The organism is Vibrio mytili, assembly GCF_049563345.1.
In the GTDB taxonomy this organism is placed as follows: Bacteria; Pseudomonadota; Gammaproteobacteria; order Enterobacterales; family Vibrionaceae; genus Vibrio; species Vibrio mytili.
The window spans coordinates 914,698-937,486 of record NZ_CP110482.1 but is presented as its reverse complement, the minus strand read 5'-3'; the positions used below and the strand labels follow the sequence as shown (position 1 = coordinate 937,486).

Below are 22,789 nucleotides of genomic sequence, written 5' to 3'. Positions count from 1 at the left end.
TTCCCTTAGTGATTCTGAAATTCTTGACCGTGTGATTAAGCGCTTTTAAGTAAGCTGGGCTCGGAAAGAGGCGTGGTATTCTTGTCGTTAAGCTGCTGCAACCATTCCATTTGGCTTGCAACATTCACAACATCACCTATGACGATGAGTGCTGGCGACTTGATTGCGTGACGTGATGTCAATTCAGCAAGCTCAGATAGCTGGCCAATGATGGTTCTTTGCTGTGGAGTACAGCCATTTTCAATAATGGCCACTGGTTTATCGGTTTCCATACCAGCACTGGTCAACTGTTGCTGTATTTGTGGGGCTTTGGTTAGCCCCATATAAATAACCAATGTTTGGTTAAGTTGAGCTAATGCATTCCAATTTATTTCTAAGCGCTTATCAGCATGTGCGGTAATAAACGTGCACCCCTGAGCAAGCCCGCGATGGGTAAGTGGAATGTTGGAATAGGTCGTACACCCAGATGCTGCGGTAATACCAGGAACAACATTCACATCAACCCCCAATTTCGCAAGAAACAGCATCTCCTCTCCACCACGCCCGAATACAAAGGAGTCACCGCCTTTCACACGACATACAGTCTGTCCATCTAAAGCAAAGTTCGCGATCAACTGGTTGATCTCTTCTTGTTTATAGCTATGGCAGCCTTTGGCTTTTCCGACGTAAACGCGTTGGCAATGAGCAGGAAACAAAGCGCGGATGCCTTCACTGACAAGGTTGTCGTACACGATGACGTCGGCACCCTTGATAGCTTTCATTGCTTTGACGGTAAGTAAGTCTGGATCGCCAGGGCCTGCACCTACCAGTGATACGCTTCCAATAACGGTATGTTCTTTATTCATCATCATTGCCATTGCCTCGAATGTGATTTTGCTAGATGTATCTCACATAGCAACATGGGTGCCATGAATGTATTTTTTCCTAAAAAATAGAATTAATCTTTTAAAATACAATTGGTTATGTTTTGTTGAGTGAGTTTTCGTACAAAAAATAGGAGGGTAGGCAGTATTGCCAAAAGGGGTAGATGTTGGGTTTTTATGGTTATGAATGCATCAATAAGGGTAAATATACATAAAAGGTGGTAGTTTTATAAAGTAATATCATCTACTACTTTAGGGGTATTTGTTGTTTTATCTTGTTGATTAATATAAATAATATTAAGTTAATGTTCAGTTTTTTGTGTTTGGAATGTTTTTTGCTTCTCAGTATTTAAAAGGAATATTGGAGACGGGTGATATGAGCGAAGGATGGATAAAATCAACATGTGCTTATTGTGGTGTAGGATGTGGCATCGAAGCAAGACCAATGTCAAATGGGCAGCTAGAAGTACGTGGTGACAAAGCGCACCCCTCAAATTACGGTAAACTCTGTACTAAAGGTATCGCTCTTGGTGACACGGTTATACATGACGGCCGTTTACTCACTCCAAAGCTGAAAACAGAAAGCGGTGAGTGGCGTGACTCCGAATGGGACGAGGCTCTGTCTCGAATAGCGAAAGGTTTCGCTGATACAATAGAAAAGTTTGGTCCGGATGCGGTGGCTTTCTATGTGTCTGGGCAACTACTAACAGAAGATTACTATGTCGCAAATAAACTCATCAAAGGTTATCTCGGAACCGCTAATATAGATAGCAATTCCCGCTTGTGTATGGCGTCTACCGTAGTTGGTCATAAGCGAGCCTTTGGTATGGATACGGTACCTGTCTGCTATGAAGATCTTGAGAAAACAGACTTAGTCATACTTGTCGGTTCTAATCTGGCTTGGTGTCACCCCGTCTTATTTCAACGTCTGAGAGCTGCAAAGCACACCAATCCTAACCTGAACGTCATTGTGATCGATCCGCGCCGTAATGAATCCTGCGAGTTAGCCGATCTTCATTTAGCGATAAATCCGGGTTCGGATGTTTCACTATTTAACGGCTTGTTGGTCCATCTAGGCGAACATAGTCGGGTTGATCACGCTTTTATTGGTTCTGCGACAAATGGCTTTAGTGACGCGTACCAAGCAGCACTCAATGATGCAGATGTGAGTGAAGTGACCGGAATTGATGCATCGGCACTCCAACAGTTTTATGATTTTTTCACCAATACCGAAAAGGTAATCACGATATATTCGCAGGGCGTGAATCAGTCCTCTCAAGGATCCGACAAAGTAAATAGCATTATTAATTGTCATTTAGCGACTGGAAAAATCGGCAAAGAAGGGACTGGCCCATTTTCTGTGACAGGGCAACCCAACGCAATGGGGGGCAGAGAGGTAGGGGCGTTAGCGAACACGCTCGCTGGGCATATGGAATTTAATCGCCCTGACGACATTGAGCAGCTCGAAGCGTTCTGGCGAACCGATAATCTGGCGAAAAAGCCCGGTTTAAAGGCGATCGATATGTTTGATGCTATTCACAAGGGCGAGATTAAAGCGATTTGGATTATGGCGACAAACCCTGTCGTTAGCCTTCCTGACAGTGAGAAGATTAAGCAGGCGTTAAACCAATGTCCTTTGGTTGTAGTGTCGGATTGCATTGAGCAGACGGCAACAACAGCTTATGCCGATATTTTATTGCCAGCGCAAGGCTGGAGCGAAAAATCGGGCACTGTTACCAATTCTGAACGTCGAATTTCACGTCAACGCAGGTTATTAGCCAGTCCTGGCTTAGCGAAACCAGATTGGTGGATCGTCTCTCAGGTCGCACAAAAATTAGGCTTTAAAGACTCGTTTGATTACTTGCATGAAGGGCAGATCTTCAAGGAATATGCGGAACTCACGACATTGGGGAACAACGATAAACAGCGGGATCTCAATTTAGCGGGACTGGTAGGACTAACCGACTCTGAGTACAACTCACTTGATCCGCAGCAATGGCCGGTCGAACAGAAACAGAACGAAGTTGTGAATCAGAGAATGTTTACAGATAACCAATACTTTACTGAGGATCATCGTGCTAATTTTATCCCGGTAAAACATAGTGCTCCACTGACATCTACAACGAAACGCTTTCCACTCGTGCTGAATACGGGCAGAAGCCGAGACCACTGGCATACAATGACACGAACCGGTCTATCGAGTCGTTTGGCGGAGCATGCAAAGGAGCCATACGTATTAATCCATCCTGAAACTGCAATGCAATATGATCTCAGTGATGGAGACATGGTCACTGTGTTCAATGCCAACGGTGAGTGTGTGGTTAAGACGGTCCTTAGCGAGACCATGAAACACGGAGAATTATTTGTTCCGATTCACTGGAATGACATCACCGGTCCGTTAAGTAAGCCATGTTCTTTAGTGGATGCCCGTACTGATCGGTTGTCTGGACAACCAGAATTCAAATACACGCCTGTTGACATCATGCCTTACGAGTATCAAACCTGTGCCACTGTTTTGGTTACACAGTCGATTGTTTTTGAGAATGTTGGTTATGTTGCGAGGCAGAAAGTGGATGGCGGGTATTTGTATCGGATCCGTACTCCTATGGATATTCTACTTTTACAGCAAGAAGTAGAGGCTCGGTTGCCGTGTATCCAATCGGTTGGAAAAGTGCTGTCGAAAGATGAACCGAATACAAAAGGAGTCATCTCGATAGCAGAGGAGCGCATTACCTCTATCTATAAACTGACCTCACAAGAGCTAGGCTCAAATGAGGTGGAAGCGCTAAGCGAATTGTTCAGTACGCGTGTTGATGATACGGCTTCTTTGCAGGCGTATCTTGATTAGTGGATGCGAACGCGTATGACAGAGCTATTGGCTGCGATAGGTCATCTTTGATTCGCCTCTTAACCCTGTTGGTTAGTGCTGCTTGGCGCTAAGTGAAACAAAAACCTCCGGTTGCGCCGGAGGTTTTTTCTATTTGGTCAAATCATCTTCCCACTCGAACCGAGTGTCTAAAGCATAGGGATCATCGTCTAAAGGATGCTCCACTTTGCCACGCAAGTATTCGAGTTGATGCTCAAGCATGTTGACCGTGTCGTAGTCTCCCTCTGAACAAGCGATGTAGATTTGTTGTTCAAGAGCGGCAATATTGTCTCGGATACCCATGAGAACCCCCTTAAATCATCATCGATTCTCAACACGATTATAGTCAAGTAATCCAAATTCGATCGGTTGTTTTGCACGGTACCATTTATGTAGGCGATCACTGAATGACCAGAATTTGTCTGAACTACGGCGAATCGCAAAACGATCCAATAAGTTAACGTAATCAGCTTCATTTTTGATTGCGCTGAATTGATCGACAAAACCTGTGACTTGCGCCTCTTTTATCGAGAAAAACGCAGCCGGGTAACTTCCGACGACACCGCGTACGATGGTCATGTCATCGTTCGCGAAATCTCGGTTACTCTCTTCATCAAACAAACTCGAGATATTGGTATGAGCGTTATTGTGCAGCAAAGTAAACAGTTCATCTTTGCCTGACTGACTTTGTACCATTAACATGGTGATTTGTGGGATAGTTTTCAGCCCTTCACCACGAAGCGTCCCTATACGTTTGAGCTGGGTTTCACTCTCTGAAGAGAGGGCGGTATTGACGATTTCATATCGCGTGTTCAATATCGGAGACAAACGCTGACGGAGCTTATCCAATAGCTCTTTCATCGGGTCATCCGTTTCATAGACGATACTTGTTGGTTGGTTGAATGGCTTCACGTTGCGTTGTAAGAAGTCGCTCAATTGAGGGCTTTGGTTTTGATACCAACTCGATTGCAGTTGATGACGCATATCTGCTGGGAGCAAGGATACAAAATTACTTTCACCTTCAAGGCGCAAAAAGTCCATAAACATGCGCGTGATTAATTGATGACCAAAGTTGCCGTAGACATCAAACCCTGCCACTAACAGATAATGAATTCTCTCTAGTAGTGCGTAATCAAGTACCCATACTGTTTTGGGCTGCTCGCCAACTAAGCCTTGTACGACGGACGCACTATCAAAATGGCGAAATACCGTCAGCGCAGCATTTGGGTTGTTTCCATCACCATCCCAAATAATATTCATTGACAGGTTTTCGTGCTCTTTGAACCATTCGTTTGAAAACGCAGATTTCGCTTCGAGATAGCGGGCTTGCTGACTGGCGTATTTTACCCAATTGGTGATCGGAAGAGTATTACTCTCAAGCTCTCCAGGGAGTTTGAGATTTGCTGCCTGAGAGCGGTAAAACTCGTTCACTTCCGGAATGTTGCTTGTATCAGGATCGAGGAAAAGTACCCAAAAACGATCGTTAATCACATTGAGCGCAAGTTGGCCTCGGCACACTGGCCCTTTTATATAAGCCATGATTGTATTTTGGGCATTATCCAGCATGAACCTAAAGCGCGATTTTACGGGAAGATCGATAAAGGCCGTCATTGGATTTGCGGCAACTTCTGGCTCATAGCTTGGGAGTTTAGATACGCTATATTCTGAGTCGATAAACCATTGACGCCAGTTGTTGAAACGTTGCTTATTTAACGCATACGGCATGTGTGTTTTATCAACGATAGTGCCTTGCTCAGGAATGATGCGGTAATACACGCGTTCAACACCTGGCTCATCATATGGTCGACGTGTAGCGATACGCTGAACAGGTTGCCCAGGTGGTGTTGAAGAGCGGACCAGGGTAAAGAAACGCGGCTGCTCGTTTAGTTCCGAGAAATACAGATGTGAAAGGAATAAGTGCTCATAGATATAGCGTGCCATTAACTGATGTTTGAGTTCAGAGTTATTAAGCAACGTTTCATATTTGTCGATAAGCGTTTGCTGGTGGTCGCTGATTGGGTTGTGGACATTCATCAGAGCGCCATTCTCTAACCAATTCATTAAAGTATGGTATTCGCTGTTGGTTAGATTGGGCATACCAAATGGCATTCCCCATGTCGGGTTGTCCTTTTCGTACTGTTCGTACTCTTCCATGGTCGGACAGGTTTGCTCACGGTCTATGGAAAAATCAAACCCCTCTAACTGCACTTGTTCTGGTAGGGGGTGGCGCTCTTTTTGTTGTAATAAACGAGCAATCAAACCGGCGTCGAGGTTCGCAGCCATGCTTTGTTCACGTTCATTTAACACCGGGTGAAAGCCAGCGTCTCGCCATTCTTGAGTGGTTTGGGCATCTTCAAACAAACGAGTGGGAGCGGCTGCAATAAGGCGTGTACCTTCATAAACCAAGGCTTTTGATGCCCCACGGTCAATCCCTTCGACGGACGAAAGCTTCAACTGACATGGCGCATCGTAGCACGCATGGCATACCACACAGCGGTTGTCTATGATGGGTTTGACTTCTTTTTGAAAGAAATTAGCTTGTTTGGTTTCGACACCTACCGTGCGCTCACGAACGAGCTGCGGGCCAAAAAGTTGGTCGAAGTTAAGGCCTGCATAAGTAGCACAGCCTGCAAATAAACTGACAATAGCAACAAGAAAAATAAGGCGAAAATTCATCGAGTTATTTTGAGTAAATGGTATTTGTATTGATTAAAGCAAATTAAACAAAGAAATACCAAAGTTCGAGTGATAAATCAGCGGAATAAACGACAGGGAACTTAGTTGCGGTGATACGAATAGCGTAACTGAAACAGACGATGTAGAGTAAAGGCGACCAAAGTAACTAGGAAGTGTTGATACCTCTATCTAAAGGAAACCTATGATGAACGTGATACGTACCATTCTTAACGGTAAAAAAGCCGGAATGCCTGAGCTAAGAGATGAAATCATCAAAATGAGAGAACAGGGTGTCGACGTGCAAGTACGTGTTACTTGGGAGTCACAAGATATGAAGCGCCTAGTTAAAGAGGCTGTCAGTGAAGGGATCACTCGCATTGCCGTTGCTGGAGGGGATGGAACTGTGAATGAAGCGGTTTCGGCCCTGGCAGAAGTTGATGAGGAGCAACGGCCAGAGCTTGCGATTATTCCACTGGGTACGGCAAATGACTTTGCGACTGCCAATCGTATTCCAAATACCATAGGCGATGCGCTCGCGTTAGCGGTTAACGGAGATGCGGCGTTGGTTGATTGCGTAAAAGCTAATGATCGCTTTTTTATTAACGTTGCTGCTGCGGGTTTCGGGGCTGAAATTACAGCGGAAACCCCCGTTGAGTTAAAAAACTTCTTAGGTGGTGGCGCGTATACGCTGACGGGCGTTGTTAAAGCGTTAGGCTTCAAACCTTATGATGGCACCATTACAACCGAATCGGGAACGTATCAAGGTGAAATGTTGGTTGGGGCGTTTTGTAATGGCCGCTTAGCGGGGGGCGGGCAAGAATTAGCACCCAAGGCTTTAATCAACGACGGATTAATGGATCTAACATTGGTGCGCCCGTTTTTAGCCCATCAACTTCCAAAGGTTATTGAAGAAATTAACACGCCAAGTGTCGATGGCGAGTTTGTGAAACATACAAGATCAAGCTGGCTAGAAATCGATTTTCCCAATAAGCTACCTCTCAATTTGGATGGTGAACCATACCGTTCCAAAAATGTACGTTTTGACGTCATGCAAAAAAGCATCGCTCTGGTACTCCCGCCAAACTGCCCGTGTATTAATTAGTGACTCGAGTTGTATCCTGTCGCTCGATAACCTGCCAGTAATTTGCGTATTCACTTCAGCAAAATGAGGTCAACAGTTACCATTGACCTCATTCAAAATAAAGTCGCGAAATGCTTGGTTGGCTCGAGATAGATAACTGTCTTTGCGCCAAGCGAGACTGAGATCGATTTCGAACGTTTCGGCAAATGGGCGAGAGATGATTTCCTCTTCGTCATTGATCGCGACTTTCCACATCGGGGAGATCGCATATCCTTGACGAATGACCGATTTGATTAGCGGTAACAAGTTACTGCTGAATGCGACCTTAGGTTTAATGTTTACCTGTTGAGATATTCTGTCTATCAAGGTGTGGTGATAGTAGCCTTTTTGAAACAGGACTAAATCATGAGCAAGAAAGTCTTCGTATTCGATCACCTCCTTTTCCGCTAGGGGATGGTCGACTGCCATGCATACCACCATTTCTTCACGGATAAGCGGGCCATGTTCTAGTTCTGGAGTGATATCTTTGCTTGCGATGACCCCAAGCTCAATTTCTCCTTGTAGCAATAGTTGTCGAATATTACGTGTCCCTGTATCAAGTATATTGATATCAATGTTTGGGTACTGGTGCCGAAAAGCCATCAGCAGTGGAGGGAAATAGTACGATCCCAACATACTGGGGACTGCGACATCAACTAGCCCTTGGTCTAACCCTTCCATCGCCTGCATCGCTAGTTTGGCATCTTCTGCCTGAGATAAAATTTGTCTCGCATGGTAGAGGAACTCGTTGCCTTCTTTGGTTAAGTCAATACCACGATCTCGGCGATTGAAGAGCGGCATTTTCAGTTCTTGTTCCAGCTTTTTAATGCTGCTACTGATTGCGGGCTGCGCCAAATTCAGAACTCTGGCTGCTCCGGAGATCGAGCCTTGTTCTACCGCAGCAACAAAATGTTTTAACTGCCTTAATTCCATGACAACTCGCTTTCTCTTATCTAACGCTTGATTGGTATAAATATTATCTATGGATTAGATAAATACAAAATATTTTTTTTATCCATAGCTGAACGTTAATCTAGCTCTGTAACCCGTTTCATCATTAGAAAATGATTAAGTAGTAAAGCAGTGAAAAAATCAGCCCATTACAGCAGAGTAGTCATCTGTGTATGTTTATTCTCCATCGTCACTTTTTCCAATATTTATTGGCTGCAACCTTTGTTGCCAATTATTCAGAAAGAGTTTCAGGTGAGTTCTCTCGCCGCAAACCTATCTATGTCAGCACCGCTACTTGGTATGGGTTTGGGGCTGCTGGTCTTTGCGAGCTTGTCAGATGCAATTGGCCGCTGCAAAGTGTTGTTGGCAGGAACAGCAGCGGGTATAGCTGTGTCTGTGGCCCTTCCTATGGTAGAAAATTACCACTTATTTTTATCTCTACGTTTTCTCCAAGGTATGTTCCTAGCGGTTTGCCCAGCGTTGGCGGTTCCGTTGATGGGGGAAGAGCTGAGAAAAAGTTGGTTAGCCGGTGCCGTTGGTTTTTATGTTGCTTCAAATACGCTGGGTGGGATTTGCAGTCGTCTACTGGGTGGATTGAGCGCCGAACATCTCGGTGATTGGGCCTACGCAGGTTATGTGATTGCAGGGATCAGCGTGATTCTCTACGCTATCATCTATTACTTAATACCCGTTCAACGTCACTTTAAACCTGCTCCCTTAAAAGTAGGAAAATGCCTCAAGGCTTATGGCCATCACTTGAAAAATCCGCAGTTGGTCATACTGTATCTGCTGATTGGCTTGGCGTTCGGTACCTTTGTTAACTTATCGAATTACCTAATGATGGTTTTGAGTGACTTCCCTTACAACCTTCCGAGTGATATTCGTAGTTTGATGTTTTTAACATTACTCGGAGGGACCACCAGTTCTTCTTTGGCAGGAAAGTTTGCTAAAAAGCATTCTCCGATAGCAGGTGTGGCGTTTGGTGCAACGATCATGCTGGCTGCAAACTTCCTGATGAGTTGGTCTAACCTTTACACTATGGTTGTCGGTATGGTTATGGTGTCGGTAGGATTCTTCTTTTGCCATGCTCAAGCCAGCACGTTAATTGGTATGAAAGTGACAAAATCAAAGGGAAGTGCGCAAGCATTATACAGTTTATTTTACTATTCTGGTGCTAGCTTAGGCGTATTCTTTTTGGAACCATTTTACCAAGGCTGGGGATGGCAAGGTATTCTCGATGCAACCCGTATTGCTCTCGCGCTATGTATTCTTCTGGTGATCATTTATCAATGTGTGAGTGTATACAAAAACAGTCACTCACACGCGATGTCTTAGGTAAAGAGTTTCTTGTTTTCGCTTCTTGTTTGAGGCAATCTAAACTCTTCGCTCCAGCTTGTCGCACGCATGTTACAGACCTCACTTCTTTTCACATTGTTTTGGCGACATTGATAGTGGTCAAATTGCTTTAGGTGAATTTGCTTTTGGTGAAATTGCTTGTGGCGAAACTGACCTGAGTTTGTAAGGATACTTAAATGCTAATGCGTGACAGACTGCTCGCACTCACCATCGTTTTGGTCTGGGGCGTGAACTTTGTAGTAATTAAAGTCGGTTTAGAGGGAGTCCCACCTCTGCTATTGGCTGGGTTACGTTTTGCGCTGGTGGCATTTCCTGCCTTACTCTTTGTCCCTCGCCCTAAATTGCCATTCAAATGGCTATTGGCTTACGGTTTGACCATCAGCTTCGGGCAGTTCGCGTTGTTATTCTGGGCGCTAAATGTTGGGTTGGCTGCTGGATTGGCCTCACTGCTATTGCAGGCTCAGGCATTCATTACCTTAGGTTTCGGAATCCTTTTACTAAAAGAAAAAATACACCGCCACAATGTGATGGCAGTCATCATAGCTGGGAGTGGAATTTACTTACTTGCCGCTGCGCAAAGTGGCGGCGTTGTATCTTTGACCGGATTTACTCTAATTTTGATCCTAGGGGCGGCAAGTTGCTGGGCTTTAGGGAACATCACCAATAAAATCATCATGAAGAAGTATACGGTGCCAACGATGTCTCTCATCGTGTGGAGTGCGATTGTGCCCACAGTCGCATTTTCCGTTACTTCACTACTTATTGAAGGGCAGGATGTCATCCAACGATCATTGCTGCATATTCAATGGCATAACCTATTTTCGATCGTTTATCTGTCGTTATTTGCCACGATTATTGGCTATGGTGGGTGGAGTTATCTGCTGAGTCGCTATGCCACCGCTTTGGTCGCCCCCTTGTCTCTATTGGTGCCCGTATTCGGTTTATTGAGTGCGTGGATATTATTAGACGAAACTCTTGGTCTGCAGCAGGTTGTCGGGGTGATAGTGATTGGATTGGGATTGGTGATTAACGTGTTTGGTCAGCGCTGGTTTAAAGCGAGGCGCAAAGCAGTGTCATCGGTGCAGTAAGTTTGCAAAAACCTGTAAGCATATCCAAGTGAGTGTTTAAATTAATTTTAACGACGAAAATAATCCCTTGTTTTTTAAGGATATTGTCCTAGTCTATATTAACTCACTACAAAAAACTGCCAATTGAGCATTGGCTGGCCAGGGAGGCTAGGGCATGGTCAACATGTTTAAACTCAGTACTTTTAGTATGAAAGTGACGGTTGTATCCGTGTTCATCGCTTTATCTTCACTTATCGTTATCGTAGCTCTCTCTCTACAATATTACTTCAGCCTGAGTCTTGCAAAGAATGCAGCTGCGGATTCTTTTCATAGAACGGCTAATAACTTCAGCGAAAAAATCGATTCACTTAATATTCAAACCAGTAACCTCGTCAATATCCTTTCCCATTATCCAGAGGTAGACCAACATATCAGTAAAGAGGTGTTGCACCCAGCCACTGAGGTTATTTCTCAAGCGATGTTGAAAAATCCCAGTTTGTACGGCGTGTATATTGGCTATGCGAATGGCGACATGTATCAATTAATTAATTTAAGTATCAGCGACACCCTGAGAGAGGGGCATGATGCTGAAGCAAACGACAGTTGGCTAGTGGTCAGAGTATATGAAACGTCAAGTGGCAGAGACAGAGTGTCACTGTATTTCGATGATAAGTTCAATTTGAATCATCAAAAAGTCGTCCCCTCAAACTATTTCGCAAATAAACGCCCATGGTACCGTGAAGCGATGAATGATTCTAATGTAATCAAAACCACCCCTTATGTATTCCATCATCTTCAAAGTCCTGGCGTGACCTACGCGAAACGTATCCAGAATACGCAAACTGTCATCGCTGCAGATATTTCTTTGTCGTCACTCTCAACGTTTTTGACCAAGAATAACCCTGGTGGCGAGTCGATGTTATTTGATGCGGATGGACGAGTTCATGCACATTCATTTGAGCTTCATGATAATAGAGTCACTACATCGGTAGACCCCGAGGAACTCATGGTAGAAGACCCGCAATATCCTAATTCGTTAGGCGTTGTTCCTCTACGTCAATTTGTTGAAATGGCAAAGCAAAGTGAAATTCAAGGAAGCACAATACAGACTGTCGACGCCCAGGGACGAAAATTGATGCTTTACGTGCAACGTGTTGAAGCAGATCTTGGCAAAAAAGAGTACGTCGGTTTTATCATTCCAGCCAAGCAAGTCCAAGCGCCGTATATGGAGAAGGTGAATCAGTCCACACTGATTACGTTCTCCGCGATGCTTTTACTTGTTCCTGTCTTGTTATTCTTCGCTAACATCATTGTTCATCCTGTTCGGCTGCTGTTCGCTGAAAGTGAGAAAATAAAGAAACGTGAATTTACCAAGGTGCAAAAAGTACCAAGCCGGATTGCAGAGCTTTCTGCACTGTCTGATTCGATTTACTCCATGTCCTGCTCCATAGAACAGTATCAAAAGAATCAACAAGAGCTCATGGATTCGTTCGTCAAACTGATTGCGCAGGCGATAGATGATAAGTCGCCTTATACGGCTGGTCATTGCGAAAGGGTGCCGATATTAGCTATTGACCTAGCCAAAATTGCCAGCAATAGCGATCTTCCGGCGTTTGACAACTTTAATTTAAAAACGGAAGAGGAATGGCGAGAGTTCGAAATCGCAGCTTGGCTACATGATTGTGGCAAGGTAACGACACCCGAACATATTGTCGATAAAGGCTCCAAACTAGAAGCGATTTGCAATCGGATCCACCTAATAAGAATGCGCTTCGAAGTGTTGTTAAGAGATGCAGAGATAGAGTATTGGCAAGGAATAAGCTCAGGACAAGATGCTAATGTACTCAAGAGCACATTGGTACAGCGACAAGCACAGATTAAAGATGATTTTGAATTTGTCGCCCAATGCAATGTGGGGGGCGAGTTTATGTCTGAAGAACATGTGGAGCGTGTGAAACGTATCGCAACTCAAACTTGGTTGCGCCATTTAGATGATCGGTTAGGCCTATCACCGGAAGAAGAGCGACGGATGGAAAAGTTTGCTGCAGTACGTCTTCCTTGTGTCGAGAATTTGTTGTCTGATAAAGCAGAACATCTGATCGAATGGCCACAGGACCCCAATACAAAAAACAGTGAGGATATCAAATTGAAAGCCCCGAAATATCAGGCGAATTTAGGGGAAATATATAACTTAACTATCGAGAAAGGGACGCTAACCCTAGAGGATCGATATCGAATTAACGAGCATATTGTTTCTACAATTCGTATGCTTGAAGCCTTGCCTCTACCTGAAGAATTAAAACGGGTGCCCGAATATGCGGGTGGACACCATGAAACCTTAACTGGCAATGGGTATCCGAAACAGTTGGGGGCGAATGAACTACCGACGGCGACTCGAATTTTGGCTATCGCTGATGTATTCGAAGCGTTGACGGCTTCGGATCGTCCATACAAAAAAGCGAAGCCTTTAAGTGAAGCGATTAAAATACTCAGCTTTATGGTAGAAGACGGACATTTGGACAAAGACCTCTTTAAGCTCATGTTAAGTCATGAACTGCATCTTCAATATGCTGAGACTTATCTAGCTCAGGACCAAATCGACGAAGTGGATATAGAGAAATACATTACAAGCTAAAAGAACACCGAATGGGAATGGAAAATATAGAAACGACAATAGCGAGTTTGATTGTGAATGTTAAAATGGGCGCACAATAAAATGTAGTGGCTAGTGTTGTAATGAATAAAAAAATAAAAACACCGTTAAATCTAAGACGGCTTATTCTCATTCTGTGTATATTTAGTGTCGTGGTGACGCTGCTCAATGCTTTTTACTCAGTTTATCGAGTAAATCGTGACGACATGCTGTCCAACGCAATAGAGTCAAACCGTGTGTATGCAGAAAAAATGGCGTATATGACGGACGCCTTTCTGTCAGAATCCTTGTCCCAACTAAAATTTAGTGCCACTGAACTCGGCACTGACATTGACAATCAAGTTCTGTTGGATGAGGAGGTTGAACGAGTAAGAGCGCAAAGTAACGCATTTAACTCTGTGGCGGTCGTAAACACCGAAGGAATCATTCGTGCAATTTCCCCCCCAACCATAGAAGTCAAAGGTGCCAAACTCACTAGTCCAAACTCTCTTGAGCCTTTGAATATTAGAACCCCTTATATCGTCGAACCTTTTGTTTCTCCTGCGGGAAATTATCTGCTCGGGGTTTCTGCGCCTATATTTTCCGAGTCTCGTCAATACTTAGGTTATATCATCGGCACCATTTATCTGGAAGAAGATAACGCATTATCAACGTTGCTTGGTAAGCACGCGCATGAAGACGGCTCTTACCTTTACGTGGTTAACAAGAACTCGACATTAATTGCCCATCCTGATTCGGCTAGAGTCGGAGAAAAAATCCTCAATAACGCTGCGATTGAAGATCTTGTTAATGGTGTTGAAGGCGGGCGAATCGTTACTAATTCACAAGGTGTCGATATGCTAGCGGGTTACGCCATTGTTGATAGTTCAGGATGGGGAATCGTTACACAAAAAGCGAAGCAATTGACTTTGTCCAATCTTAACAAGCATATGTGGAAAGTAGTTATGCAATCAATTCCCATTATCGCGATGACGTTTTTATGTATTTGGATCTTTTCTTTTCTTATCTCCAAACCGTTATGGCAGTTGGCAAGCACTGTGAGGAAGTATGATTCAGAAAGCCCTAAGATGAATGAGCTTGATAAGGTCAACCCATGGTATTTTGAGGCCGCAAACTTAAAGCAAAGTCTTGTGAGGGCGTTTAGTAGTGTTTCCGATAGAATTGAAAAGCTTCATGTCGATAGTTTGACGGACACAATGACTGGCTTGTTAAATCGACGTGGTTGGGAACAAGCCCTGGTGCACCTGAGTGAACGGTATACGTCGTTTTCTCTACTTGCGATAGATATTGACCATTTTAAAAAGATTAATGACACGTACGGCCACGATGTTGGCGATACCGTGATCAAAGAAGTGGCTAAACATATGGCGGATGAGGCGAGAAACCATGACGTGCTATGCCGGCATGGTGGAGAGGAGTTTTTGGTGTTGCTTGTTAATACAAACCTCGACATTGCTTTTGAAGTTGCAGAGCGAATAAGAAAATCGATCAATACTAAAACCTTCACTGATGTTGATACGCTCTCCGTATCGATTGGCGTCTCTTCTTGGAAGGGAAGTCAGCAGCCGATAGATATTGCGATTAAGGCGGCAGATAAAGCGCTTTACAACGCGAAATACAACGGAAGAAACCGCACTGAAATTGAGCCATAAACCTCATCAGCATCTTGAAGCCATTTGATTTAAGATGCTTAGTCTCCAGCCTACTCATACCAATCTGGATAAGTAAGTGATCAAGCGCTTATTTGGGTAGGTGTAATCCCCCATTCATATCTCTAACATTACCTGTTCATTGTTTAAGCTCTACCTTTGATTTCGTTTTTTGGGTATGTCCTGTGGCGTAATGATTCACTATGCCTCATCTGCGTACAAATAAAATAAGTTGTGCTATGAAACTGTTGTTACATCATCTGGTTAATGTTCATGCAGACAAACACATCGTGGTGCAATGGTTAGTGCACGATACAATTTATTTTATGTGATTAATTTCTAGTGTTGGGTAGTGAACATGAGTCTTCTGTGTTTTCTACTGTCACTATTTATTAAGTTGTTGATTTTTAATTAAAAGACTCGTCATATTGTCGAGTTTTACAACGTCTTGTTTGTTACTAAGCACAACTTAATCTTGCATTCTGTCTCAATGATTTTACGTTGATTGCGAAAATATTTAACAAAAAATAATTTGAGTTCGAATGAGTTTTGGTGCATTTTATATTTAACTAATCGTTCAATTAAAAATGAAAGGGGACGAAATGCCAAAGGTGGGAATGCCTGAAATTAGGAAGCCACAGCTGGTGAAAGCGACAATGTCAGTGATTGACAGAGTAGGCTTACACGCAGCGAGTATCTCGTTGATCAGCAAAGAAGCTGGTGTATCTACGGGGATCATCAATCATTACTTTGGTGGTAAGCACGGATTATTGGAAGAAACGATGCGCGAGATCCTTCGACAGCTTTCGTCCACCATAACGAACAAGTTGCGTGAACTGCCTGACGATGCACACCATCAAAGGATTAACGCCATTATTGACGGCAACTTTGTCGGTTATCAGGCAGAAAACAAAGTCGCGAAAACTTGGCTGGCGTTTTGGTCTTACTCTATGCATGACGAGCAGCTTAAGCGCTTGCAGCGTGTGAACGAAAGACGCCTTTTATCCCATCTTCGAAAAGAATTAAAAGCGTTACTGAATGTGGAACAAGCTGAGTTAGTTGCTCACGGCATCGCGTCTCTTATCGATGGTATTTGGCTACGCGGAACGCTCAACCCGCAAGGCATCGACGCTGAAAAAGCAACCATCATCATCAATGACTATCTCGATAAACAATTAACTTATTACGCAAAAAAGTAATCAAGTAGTCACAAAATAACGAAAAGTCAGGTCTTCAACATGGAAATGAAAACGCACTACATTGATGGCTCTATGTATTTAGGAAGTTCCGAGGAACATTTCACCACGTACAACCCAGCGAATGGTGAGCCTTTAGCCAATGTTAAACAAGCGAACCAACGCGATATGGATGCGGCGATCGAATCTGCAAAGAGAGGTTTTGCCAAGTGGTCTGCAATGACTGCGATTGAACGTAGCCGTATTCTGAATAAAGCGGTGGCAATTTTACGAGAGCGCAACGAAGAACTTGCCAAGCTGGAAGTTGCGGATACCGGCAAACCAATTCAAGAAGCGATTGCTGTCGATGTGGTCACGGGTGCGGATGTTATTGAATACTATGCTGGCTTGGCCCCTAGCTTGCAAGGTGAGCAGCAGCCACTCAACGAGCATCAGTTTTTCTATACGCGCCGCGAACCTCTCGGTATTTGCGCAGGTATTGGTGCGTGGAATTACCCAATTCAGATTGCGATGTGGAAATCTGCCCCAGCATTGGCGGCAGGTAACGTAATGATTTTTAAGCCATCAGAAGAAACGCCACTTACCGCATTAAAATTAGCGGAAATCTACTCAGAAGCAGGCATGCCTGACGGTGTTTTTAACGTTATTCAGGGTGATTACCGTGTTGGTCAAATGCTCACAGCACATCCTGATATTGCGAAAGTCTCATTCACGGGAGAAGTTGGCACTGGCAAAATCGTAATGGGTGACAGTGCGAAAACGCTTAAGCAAGTCACCATGGAGCTGGGTGGTAAATCACCTCTGATCATCTTTGATGATGCGAAGCTAAATGACGCGGTCTCAGCAGCTATGGTGGCGAACTTCTATACGCAAGGTGAAGTGTGCACAAATGGGACTCGAGTCTTTGTGCATGAGTCGATTTATGATGAGTTCATTGAGCAGTTGAAAGTGCGTACCGAGAAACTGGTTATTGGCGACCCGTGTGATGAAAATACTCAAATCGGTGCGCTGATTTCAAAAGAGCATGAAGGCAAAGTGCTGTCTGCGATTGAAGAAGCCAAAGCAGCAGGTGCCACCCTACTGACTGGCGGTTACAAAGTCACCAATAGTGGATTAGAAAACGGCAATTTCGTTGCGCCAACGGTATTTATCGATTGTGACGATAACATGAGTGTTGTACAGCACGAGATTTTTGGCCCTGTTATGTCAGTGCTGAAGTTTAGCGATGAATCAGAGGTTATCGAGCGTGCGAACGACACCGAATATGGCTTGGCTGCTGGCGTTTTCACACAAAACCTTTCTCGAGCACACCGAGTCATTCATCAAATTCAAGCGGGTATCTGCTGGGTGAATGCATGGGGTGATTCACCGGCAGAAATGCCCGTCGGCGGCTACAAGCAATCCGGTATTGGCCGTGAAAACGGTGTCGAAACACTGAAACATTACACGCAAACGAAGAGTGTGCTGGTTCAGTTAAGCGACTTCGAAAGCCCCTACGCTTAAACCTTTTCAGGAGAATCAAGATGCAACAACACTACGATTATATCATCGTCGGTGCGGGTTCGGCCGGCTGTGTTCTAGCAGATCGTTTAAGTGAAAGCGGAGAAAATACCGTTTTGTTACTTGAGGCAGGAGGCACTGACAAGAGTATTTTCATTCAAATGCCGACGGCGCTGTCATACCCGATGAATACTGAGAAGTATGCTTGGCAGTTTGAAACCGTCAAAGAAGATGGCCTTGACGGCCGACAACTGCACTGTCCTCGCGGTAAAGTTCTGGGTGGTAGCTCTTCGATTAATGGCATGGTTTATGTTCGCGGTCATGCGTGTGACTTCGACCAATGGGAAGAAGAAGGCGCAAAAGGGTGGAACTATCAATCATGTTTACCGTATTTCCGTAAAGCAGAATCATGGGTTGGAGGCGCAGATGAATACCGCGGTGACCGTGGCCCAGTTGGAACCTGCAACGGCAACGACATGAAACTCAACCCACTGTATAACGCCTTTATTGAAGCGGGCAAAGACGCGGGCTACCCAGAGACTGACGATTACAACGGATACCAGCAAGAAGGATTCGGCCCGATGCATATGACGGTCGATAAAGGTGTACGAGCTTCAACATCTAATGCCTACTTAAGCCGTGCAAGAAAGCGCAAGAATTTCACCCTAATGAAAAGAGTGACGGCTCATCGTGTACTGCTTCAAGAAGATCAGTCAGTTGAAGGTCAAAAAGCTGTGGGGATCGAATTTGAGCAATCAGGTCAGGTCAAACAGTGCTTCGCAAACAAAGAAGTGATTTCAAGTGCGGGGTCAATTGGTTCGGTACAGCTCCTGCAACTATCAGGTATTGGGCCTAAATCGGTATTGGAAAACGCTGGCATTGAGGTGAAACACGAACTGGAAGGTGTAGGTAGAAACCTTCAAGACCATTTGGAAGTGTATTTCCAATATCATTGTAAACAGCCGATCACGCTGAACAGTAAATTAGGCTTGGTGAGTAAGGGATTGATTGGTACAGAATGGATCTTGACTCGCAAAGGACTTGGCGCAACCAATCACTTTGAATCATGTGCGTTTATCCGCTCGCGTGAAGGGTTGAAGTGGCCAAATATTCAGTATCACTTTTTGCCTGCAGCAATGCGTTATGACGGGCAAGCTGCATTTGATGGCCATGGCTTCCAAGTGCATGTAGGGCCGAATAAGCCAGAAAGCCGAGGCACGGTAGAGGTTTTATCTGCGAATCCAAACGACAAGCCTAAAATCGAGTTTAATTACATTTCAACACAACAAGATAAACAAGACTGGCGTGATTGTATTCGCCTAACGCGAGAAATCCTCAATCAACCTGCGATGGATGAGTTTCGTGGAGAAGAAATTCAACCGGGTCTTGATGTCACGACCGATGCTCAAATTGATGAGTGGGTGAAACAAAATGTTGAAAGTGCTTATCACCCTTCGTGTACCTGCAAAATGGGGGCGGAGAGTGACCCATTGGCTGTACTAAATGAACAATGTCAGGTACGTGGTATCCAAGGTCTGCGTGTCGTAGATTCATCGATTTTCCCAACCATTCCAAATGGCAACTTAAACGCACCGACCATCATGGTTGCAGAACGTGCAGCGGACATGATTTTGGGTAATGCATTGGAAAAAGCAAACAACACACCAGTCTGGATAGCTCCAAATTGGCAAGAAAAACAGCGAATACAAGCACCTAAGCGATCTTTAGACTCCATCGCTTAAAACTTAAAAACAAATAAAAAGTCAGCACTCATTATAAGGAATTCAATATGTCTAAGATGACCAAAGCTATTTCATCCATCGCGCTAAGTACACTAGCTACAGGCGCCTACGCAAATCAGTGTGAAACCGTTCGATTTGCAGATGTTGGCTGGACCGATATCACAGCAACGACTGCGGTAACTTCAGAAATTTTGAAAGGGTTAGGGTACCAGACTAAAACGGATCTGCTTTCCGTACCTGTTACTTATTCTTCAATGGCAAATGGTGATATTGATATTTTCCTGGGCAACTGGATGCCGACGATGGAAGGCGATATTGCAAAATATCGAGAAGCAGGCACGGTAGAAACAGTCAGAGCAAATCTTGAAGGTGCTAAGTACACCTTAGCTGTACCCAAATATGTTTATGATGCGGGCGTTACCAGCTTTGCCGATCTAGTTAAACATGCCGACAAGTTTAAAGACCGCATTTATGGCATTGAGCCAGGCAACGACGGCAACCGACTCATTCAGTCAATGATCGACAGTGATGCGTTCGGACTGAAAAACTTTAGCCTTGTCGAGTCAAGTGAAGCCGGCATGGTGTCACAAGTATCTCGAGCGGTTCGTCGTAATCAATGGATTGTTTACTTAGGCTGGGCACCACACCCAATGAACAGCAATGTTGAAATGGAATACTTAGAGGGTGGTGATGATTACTTTGGCCCAAATTATGGTGGTGCAAGTGTCTATACCAATGTACGCAAAAACTACCTTTCTGAGTGTCCGAATGTTGGCCAGCTAGTGAAAAATCTAGAGTTCAGTCTAGAGATGGAAAATGAGTTGATGGAAGCCATTCTTAACCAGAAACAGAAGCCATCAAAAGCGGCGCAAGCATGGTTGAGCGAGCATCAAGAGCAGATCAAAGTGTGGCTTAAAGACGTGAAAACCGTTGATGGTCAAGATGCACCAACGGCCATCGCTGCGTATTTAGACACTAACGCTTAATTGACTTTCCTTAAGTGGGCGTTACATGCCCACTTCATTAACACAAAGGCTCTATTGTGAATTTTATTACAGAAAACAAACTACCATTAGGCCAGTGGATGGAAACTGGTGTTGATTGGTTAACACTTAATGCTGCGGGATTTTTCGATACCATCTCGATTACACTTGAAACGGTGATAATGTTCGTGGTGGATATCTTTAAATGGATGCCGCCAGCAGCGCCAATTATTCTCACTGCAGCGATTGCTTGGTTTTTACATCGAAGTCTCCCGCTGGTTGCATTCATCGTTTTCGCGCTGTTAGCGATTCTTAACCTGGGTTATTGGCAAGAGATGCTGGAAACCTTTGTCCTTGTTTTTGCAGCGACAACGATTTCCGTATTAATTGGCGTACCATTAGGCATTATGGCCGCGCATCGTCCTTGGTTGTATACTTTGTTACGGCCTATCTTAGATTTAATGCAAACCGTACCAACGTTTGTCTATCTCATTCCAACACTGGTTCTGTTTGGTTTAGGTATTGTGCCGGGTCTTATCTCTACGATTATTTTCGCCATTGCCGCGCCTATTCGATTGACTTATCTAGGGATTATTAAAGTTCCAGAAGAGTTATTAGAAGCAGGTAAAGCGTTTGGCGCAAGCCGCATGAAATTACTGTTTAAGGTGGAGTTACCTGCTGCGTTACCAAGTATCATGGCTGGCGTCACTCAATGTATTATGCTGTCTCTTTCTATGGTTGTGGTTGCGGCGCTTGTCGGTGCAGATGGATTAGGTAAGCCAGTCGTGCGCGCATTGAACACCGTAAACATTTCGCAAGGTTTTGAAGCTGGACTGGCTATCGTTCTCGTTGCAATCATTCTTGACCGCTTGTGTAAAGCACCAAATCAGAAGGAAGCATAATCATGGACGCTATTACGATTGAAAATTTGGATGTCGTGTTTGGGCAGAAACCAGCACAAGCGCTGGCGTTACTTGATCAGGGTAAGTCACGACAACAAATTATTGACGAAGCAGGACAAGTTGTCGGTGTTGACAATGTGTCTTTAACCGTTGAACAAGGCGAAATTTGTGTTCTGATGGGACTGTCTGGTTCTGGTAAGTCTAGTCTATTGCGCACCGTAAATGGGCTTAATGAGATCTCTCGTGGCTCGTTAAAAATTAAAGACGGTGAGGATATGGTAGAGTTAGCCAACTGTGATGAGCAGCTATTGCGCCACCTACGCACTCACCGAGTTTCGATGGTATTTCAAAAATTTGCCTTAATGCCTTGGCTAACTGTTTTGGATAACGTGGCATTTGGATTGGAAATGCAGGGGATTAGCAAAACAGAACGTCGTCAAAAGGCCCGCGAACAGTTAGAAATGGTCGGTTTGTCTGATTGGGAGTCGAAGTTCCCTCATGAGTTGTCCGGTGGTATGCAACAACGCGTCGGTTTGGCCCGTGCCTTTGCGATGGATACGGATATCTTACTTATGGATGAACCATTTTCAGCGCTTGACCCTCTCATTCGTGCGCAGCTTCAAGATGAATTGATCTTACTACAGAAGAAACTTAACAAAACGATTCTATTTGTGAGCCATGATTTAGACGAAGCACTGAAAATTGGTAATAACATTGCCATTATGGAGTCGGGAAAACTTATCCAGCATGGGAAGCCAGAACAAATCATTCTTGCTCCAGAAACGGAATATGTCGCAGATTTTGTTGCTCATACTAACCCGCTTAATGTGTTAAAAGGTCGTTCTTTAATGCAATCAAGCGAGAGTCTAGAGAAGAAAGCACAATGCGTTTGTGTCTGCCCAGTTGAGAATATTTGGTTAAACCAAGACATGAATGGACTGAGTTTAGTTGATTCAGACAAATCTTTAGTAGAGTGGGTGACGGGGTCCTCTAACTTAAGCGATGTAAAGGCGAATACAATAGTTCAAACGAGCCCGGATATCAGTATGCGCGATGCGATTGAGCTTAAACAACGCAGTAACTACCCACTATTAATGGTAGAAAATAACCAATTAGTCGGCATTCTAAGTGACAACGAACTTTACGACGCTTTGCTGGGTAACTTTAAGTCTAAGCAAGTCGCATAACAAAGCATGATCTATAGCCTCAAGATACTGGATATAACTCGGTATCTTGAGGTTATTCCAATCTAAATCAGTTTATCG

The 22,789-nt window shown here is 44.2% G+C and carries 16 protein-coding genes; 12 read left to right on the top strand and 4 right to left on the bottom strand.

What is annotated here, in order from left to right:
* Nucleotides 1-35 precede the first annotated feature (35 nt).
* Nucleotides 36-845 carry a uroporphyrinogen-III C-methyltransferase gene (gene cobA / locus ONE56_RS17750; RefSeq protein ID WP_423841151.1) on the bottom strand — a complete coding sequence of 270 codons (810 nt, stop codon included), beginning with the start codon at nucleotides 843-845 and terminating at the stop codon, nucleotides 36-38.
* Between the two features lie 394 nt (nucleotides 846-1,239).
* Between cobA and ONE56_RS17745 the strand changes: the two genes are divergently transcribed.
* Nucleotides 1,240-3,711: a molybdopterin oxidoreductase family protein gene (locus ONE56_RS17745; protein ID WP_423840620.1), complete on the top strand. Its 2,472-nt coding sequence runs from the start codon at nucleotides 1,240-1,242 to the stop codon at nucleotides 3,709-3,711.
* Between the two features lie 129 nt (nucleotides 3,712-3,840).
* On the opposite strand, the gene ONE56_RS17740 is transcribed toward ONE56_RS17745, so the two are convergent.
* Nucleotides 3,841-4,032: a hypothetical protein gene (locus ONE56_RS17740; protein WP_041153943.1), complete on the bottom strand. Its 192-nt coding sequence runs from the start codon at nucleotides 4,030-4,032 to the stop codon at nucleotides 3,841-3,843.
* Nucleotides 4,033-4,050: 18 nt separating this feature from the next.
* Nucleotides 4,051-6,405 carry a fatty acid cis/trans isomerase gene (locus ONE56_RS17735; protein WP_423840619.1) on the bottom strand — a complete coding sequence of 785 codons (2,355 nt, stop codon included), beginning with the start codon at nucleotides 6,403-6,405 and terminating at the stop codon, nucleotides 4,051-4,053.
* A gap of 205 nt (nucleotides 6,406-6,610) precedes the next feature.
* Between ONE56_RS17735 and yegS the strand changes: the two genes are divergently transcribed.
* Nucleotides 6,611-7,507, top strand: a complete 897-nt coding sequence (gene yegS / locus ONE56_RS17730) for a lipid kinase YegS (RefSeq protein WP_423841150.1) — start codon at nucleotides 6,611-6,613, stop codon at nucleotides 7,505-7,507.
* 69 nt (nucleotides 7,508-7,576) lie between these two features.
* Here the strand turns inward: yegS and ONE56_RS17725 are convergent, their stop codons facing one another.
* Nucleotides 7,577-8,458, bottom strand: coding sequence for a LysR family transcriptional regulator (locus tag ONE56_RS17725; RefSeq protein WP_423840618.1), 882 nt, complete (start codon nucleotides 8,456-8,458; stop codon nucleotides 7,577-7,579).
* 150 nt (nucleotides 8,459-8,608) lie between these two features.
* Between ONE56_RS17725 and ONE56_RS17720 the strand changes: the two genes are divergently transcribed.
* The 10 genes from ONE56_RS17720 (at nucleotide 8,609) to choV (ending at nucleotide 22,711) form a co-directional block, all read left to right on the top strand.
* On the top strand, nucleotides 8,609-9,811 hold the full coding sequence (locus tag ONE56_RS17720; RefSeq protein WP_331437670.1) for an MFS transporter: 1,203 nt from the start codon (nucleotides 8,609-8,611) through the stop codon (nucleotides 9,809-9,811).
* A 197-nt stretch (nucleotides 9,812-10,008) separates the two neighbouring features.
* Nucleotides 10,009-10,920, top strand: a complete 912-nt coding sequence (locus ONE56_RS17715) for an EamA family transporter (RefSeq protein WP_423840617.1) — start codon at nucleotides 10,009-10,011, stop codon at nucleotides 10,918-10,920.
* Between the two features lie 154 nt (nucleotides 10,921-11,074).
* Nucleotides 11,075-13,534 carry an HD domain-containing phosphohydrolase gene (locus ONE56_RS17710; protein ID WP_423840616.1) on the top strand — a complete coding sequence of 820 codons (2,460 nt, stop codon included), beginning with the start codon at nucleotides 11,075-11,077 and terminating at the stop codon, nucleotides 13,532-13,534.
* Nucleotides 13,535-13,635: 101 nt separating this feature from the next.
* Nucleotides 13,636-15,204 (top strand): sensor domain-containing diguanylate cyclase, encoded by a 1,569-nt coding sequence (locus ONE56_RS17705; protein WP_331437668.1) that lies wholly within the window; start codon nucleotides 13,636-13,638, stop codon nucleotides 15,202-15,204.
* A 599-nt stretch (nucleotides 15,205-15,803) separates the two neighbouring features.
* Nucleotides 15,804-16,400 (top strand): transcriptional regulator BetI, encoded by a 597-nt coding sequence (gene betI / locus ONE56_RS17700; protein WP_423840615.1) that lies wholly within the window; start codon nucleotides 15,804-15,806, stop codon nucleotides 16,398-16,400.
* Between the two features lie 39 nt (nucleotides 16,401-16,439).
* On the top strand, nucleotides 16,440-17,900 hold the full coding sequence (betB, locus tag ONE56_RS17695; protein WP_423840614.1) for a betaine-aldehyde dehydrogenase: 1,461 nt from the start codon (nucleotides 16,440-16,442) through the stop codon (nucleotides 17,898-17,900).
* A 20-nt stretch (nucleotides 17,901-17,920) separates the two neighbouring features.
* Nucleotides 17,921-19,639 (top strand): choline dehydrogenase, encoded by a 1,719-nt coding sequence (gene betA, locus ONE56_RS17690; RefSeq protein ID WP_423840613.1) that lies wholly within the window; start codon nucleotides 17,921-17,923, stop codon nucleotides 19,637-19,639.
* Nucleotides 19,640-19,686: 47 nt separating this feature from the next.
* Complete coding sequence (locus ONE56_RS17685; protein ID WP_423840612.1) at nucleotides 19,687-20,625, top strand: choline ABC transporter substrate-binding protein; 939 nt, start codon at nucleotides 19,687-19,689, stop codon at nucleotides 20,623-20,625.
* Between the two features lie 56 nt (nucleotides 20,626-20,681).
* Complete coding sequence (gene choW / locus ONE56_RS17680; RefSeq protein WP_041153934.1) at nucleotides 20,682-21,524, top strand: choline ABC transporter permease subunit; 843 nt, start codon at nucleotides 20,682-20,684, stop codon at nucleotides 21,522-21,524.
* 2 nt (nucleotides 21,525-21,526) lie between these two features.
* Nucleotides 21,527-22,711 (top strand): choline ABC transporter ATP-binding protein, encoded by a 1,185-nt coding sequence (gene choV, locus ONE56_RS17675; protein ID WP_041153933.1) that lies wholly within the window; start codon nucleotides 21,527-21,529, stop codon nucleotides 22,709-22,711.
* Nucleotides 22,712-22,789: the final 78 nt, after the last annotated feature.

Bases quoted from the DNA above. Each gene is read 5' to 3' on its own strand.
- cobA (WP_423841151.1), bottom strand. From the start codon at position 845: ATGAATAAAGAACATACCGTTATTGGAAGCGTATCACTGGTAGGTGCA.
- ONE56_RS17685 (WP_423840612.1), top strand. From the start codon at position 19,687: ATGTCTAAGATGACCAAAGCTATTTCATCCATCGCGCTAAGTACACTA.
- betB (WP_423840614.1), top strand. From the start codon at position 16,440: ATGGAAATGAAAACGCACTACATTGATGGCTCTATGTATTTAGGAAGT.
- ONE56_RS17740 (WP_041153943.1), bottom strand. From the start codon at position 4,032: ATGGGTATCCGAGACAATATTGCCGCTCTTGAACAACAAATCTACATC.
- betA (WP_423840613.1), top strand. From the start codon at position 17,921: ATGCAACAACACTACGATTATATCATCGTCGGTGCGGGTTCGGCCGGC.
- ONE56_RS17725 (WP_423840618.1), bottom strand. From the start codon at position 8,458: ATGGAATTAAGGCAGTTAAAACATTTTGTTGCTGCGGTAGAACAAGGC.
- yegS (WP_423841150.1), top strand. From the start codon at position 6,611: ATGAACGTGATACGTACCATTCTTAACGGTAAAAAAGCCGGAATGCCT.
- ONE56_RS17710 (WP_423840616.1), top strand. From the start codon at position 11,075: ATGGTCAACATGTTTAAACTCAGTACTTTTAGTATGAAAGTGACGGTT.
- choV (WP_041153933.1), top strand. From the start codon at position 21,527: ATGGACGCTATTACGATTGAAAATTTGGATGTCGTGTTTGGGCAGAAA.
- ONE56_RS17715 (WP_423840617.1), top strand. From the start codon at position 10,009: ATGCTAATGCGTGACAGACTGCTCGCACTCACCATCGTTTTGGTCTGG.
- ONE56_RS17745 (WP_423840620.1), top strand. From the start codon at position 1,240: ATGAGCGAAGGATGGATAAAATCAACATGTGCTTATTGTGGTGTAGGA.
- betI (WP_423840615.1), top strand. From the start codon at position 15,804: ATGCCAAAGGTGGGAATGCCTGAAATTAGGAAGCCACAGCTGGTGAAA.
- ONE56_RS17735 (WP_423840619.1), bottom strand. From the start codon at position 6,405: ATGAATTTTCGCCTTATTTTTCTTGTTGCTATTGTCAGTTTATTTGCA.
- ONE56_RS17705 (WP_331437668.1), top strand. From the start codon at position 13,636: ATGAATAAAAAAATAAAAACACCGTTAAATCTAAGACGGCTTATTCTC.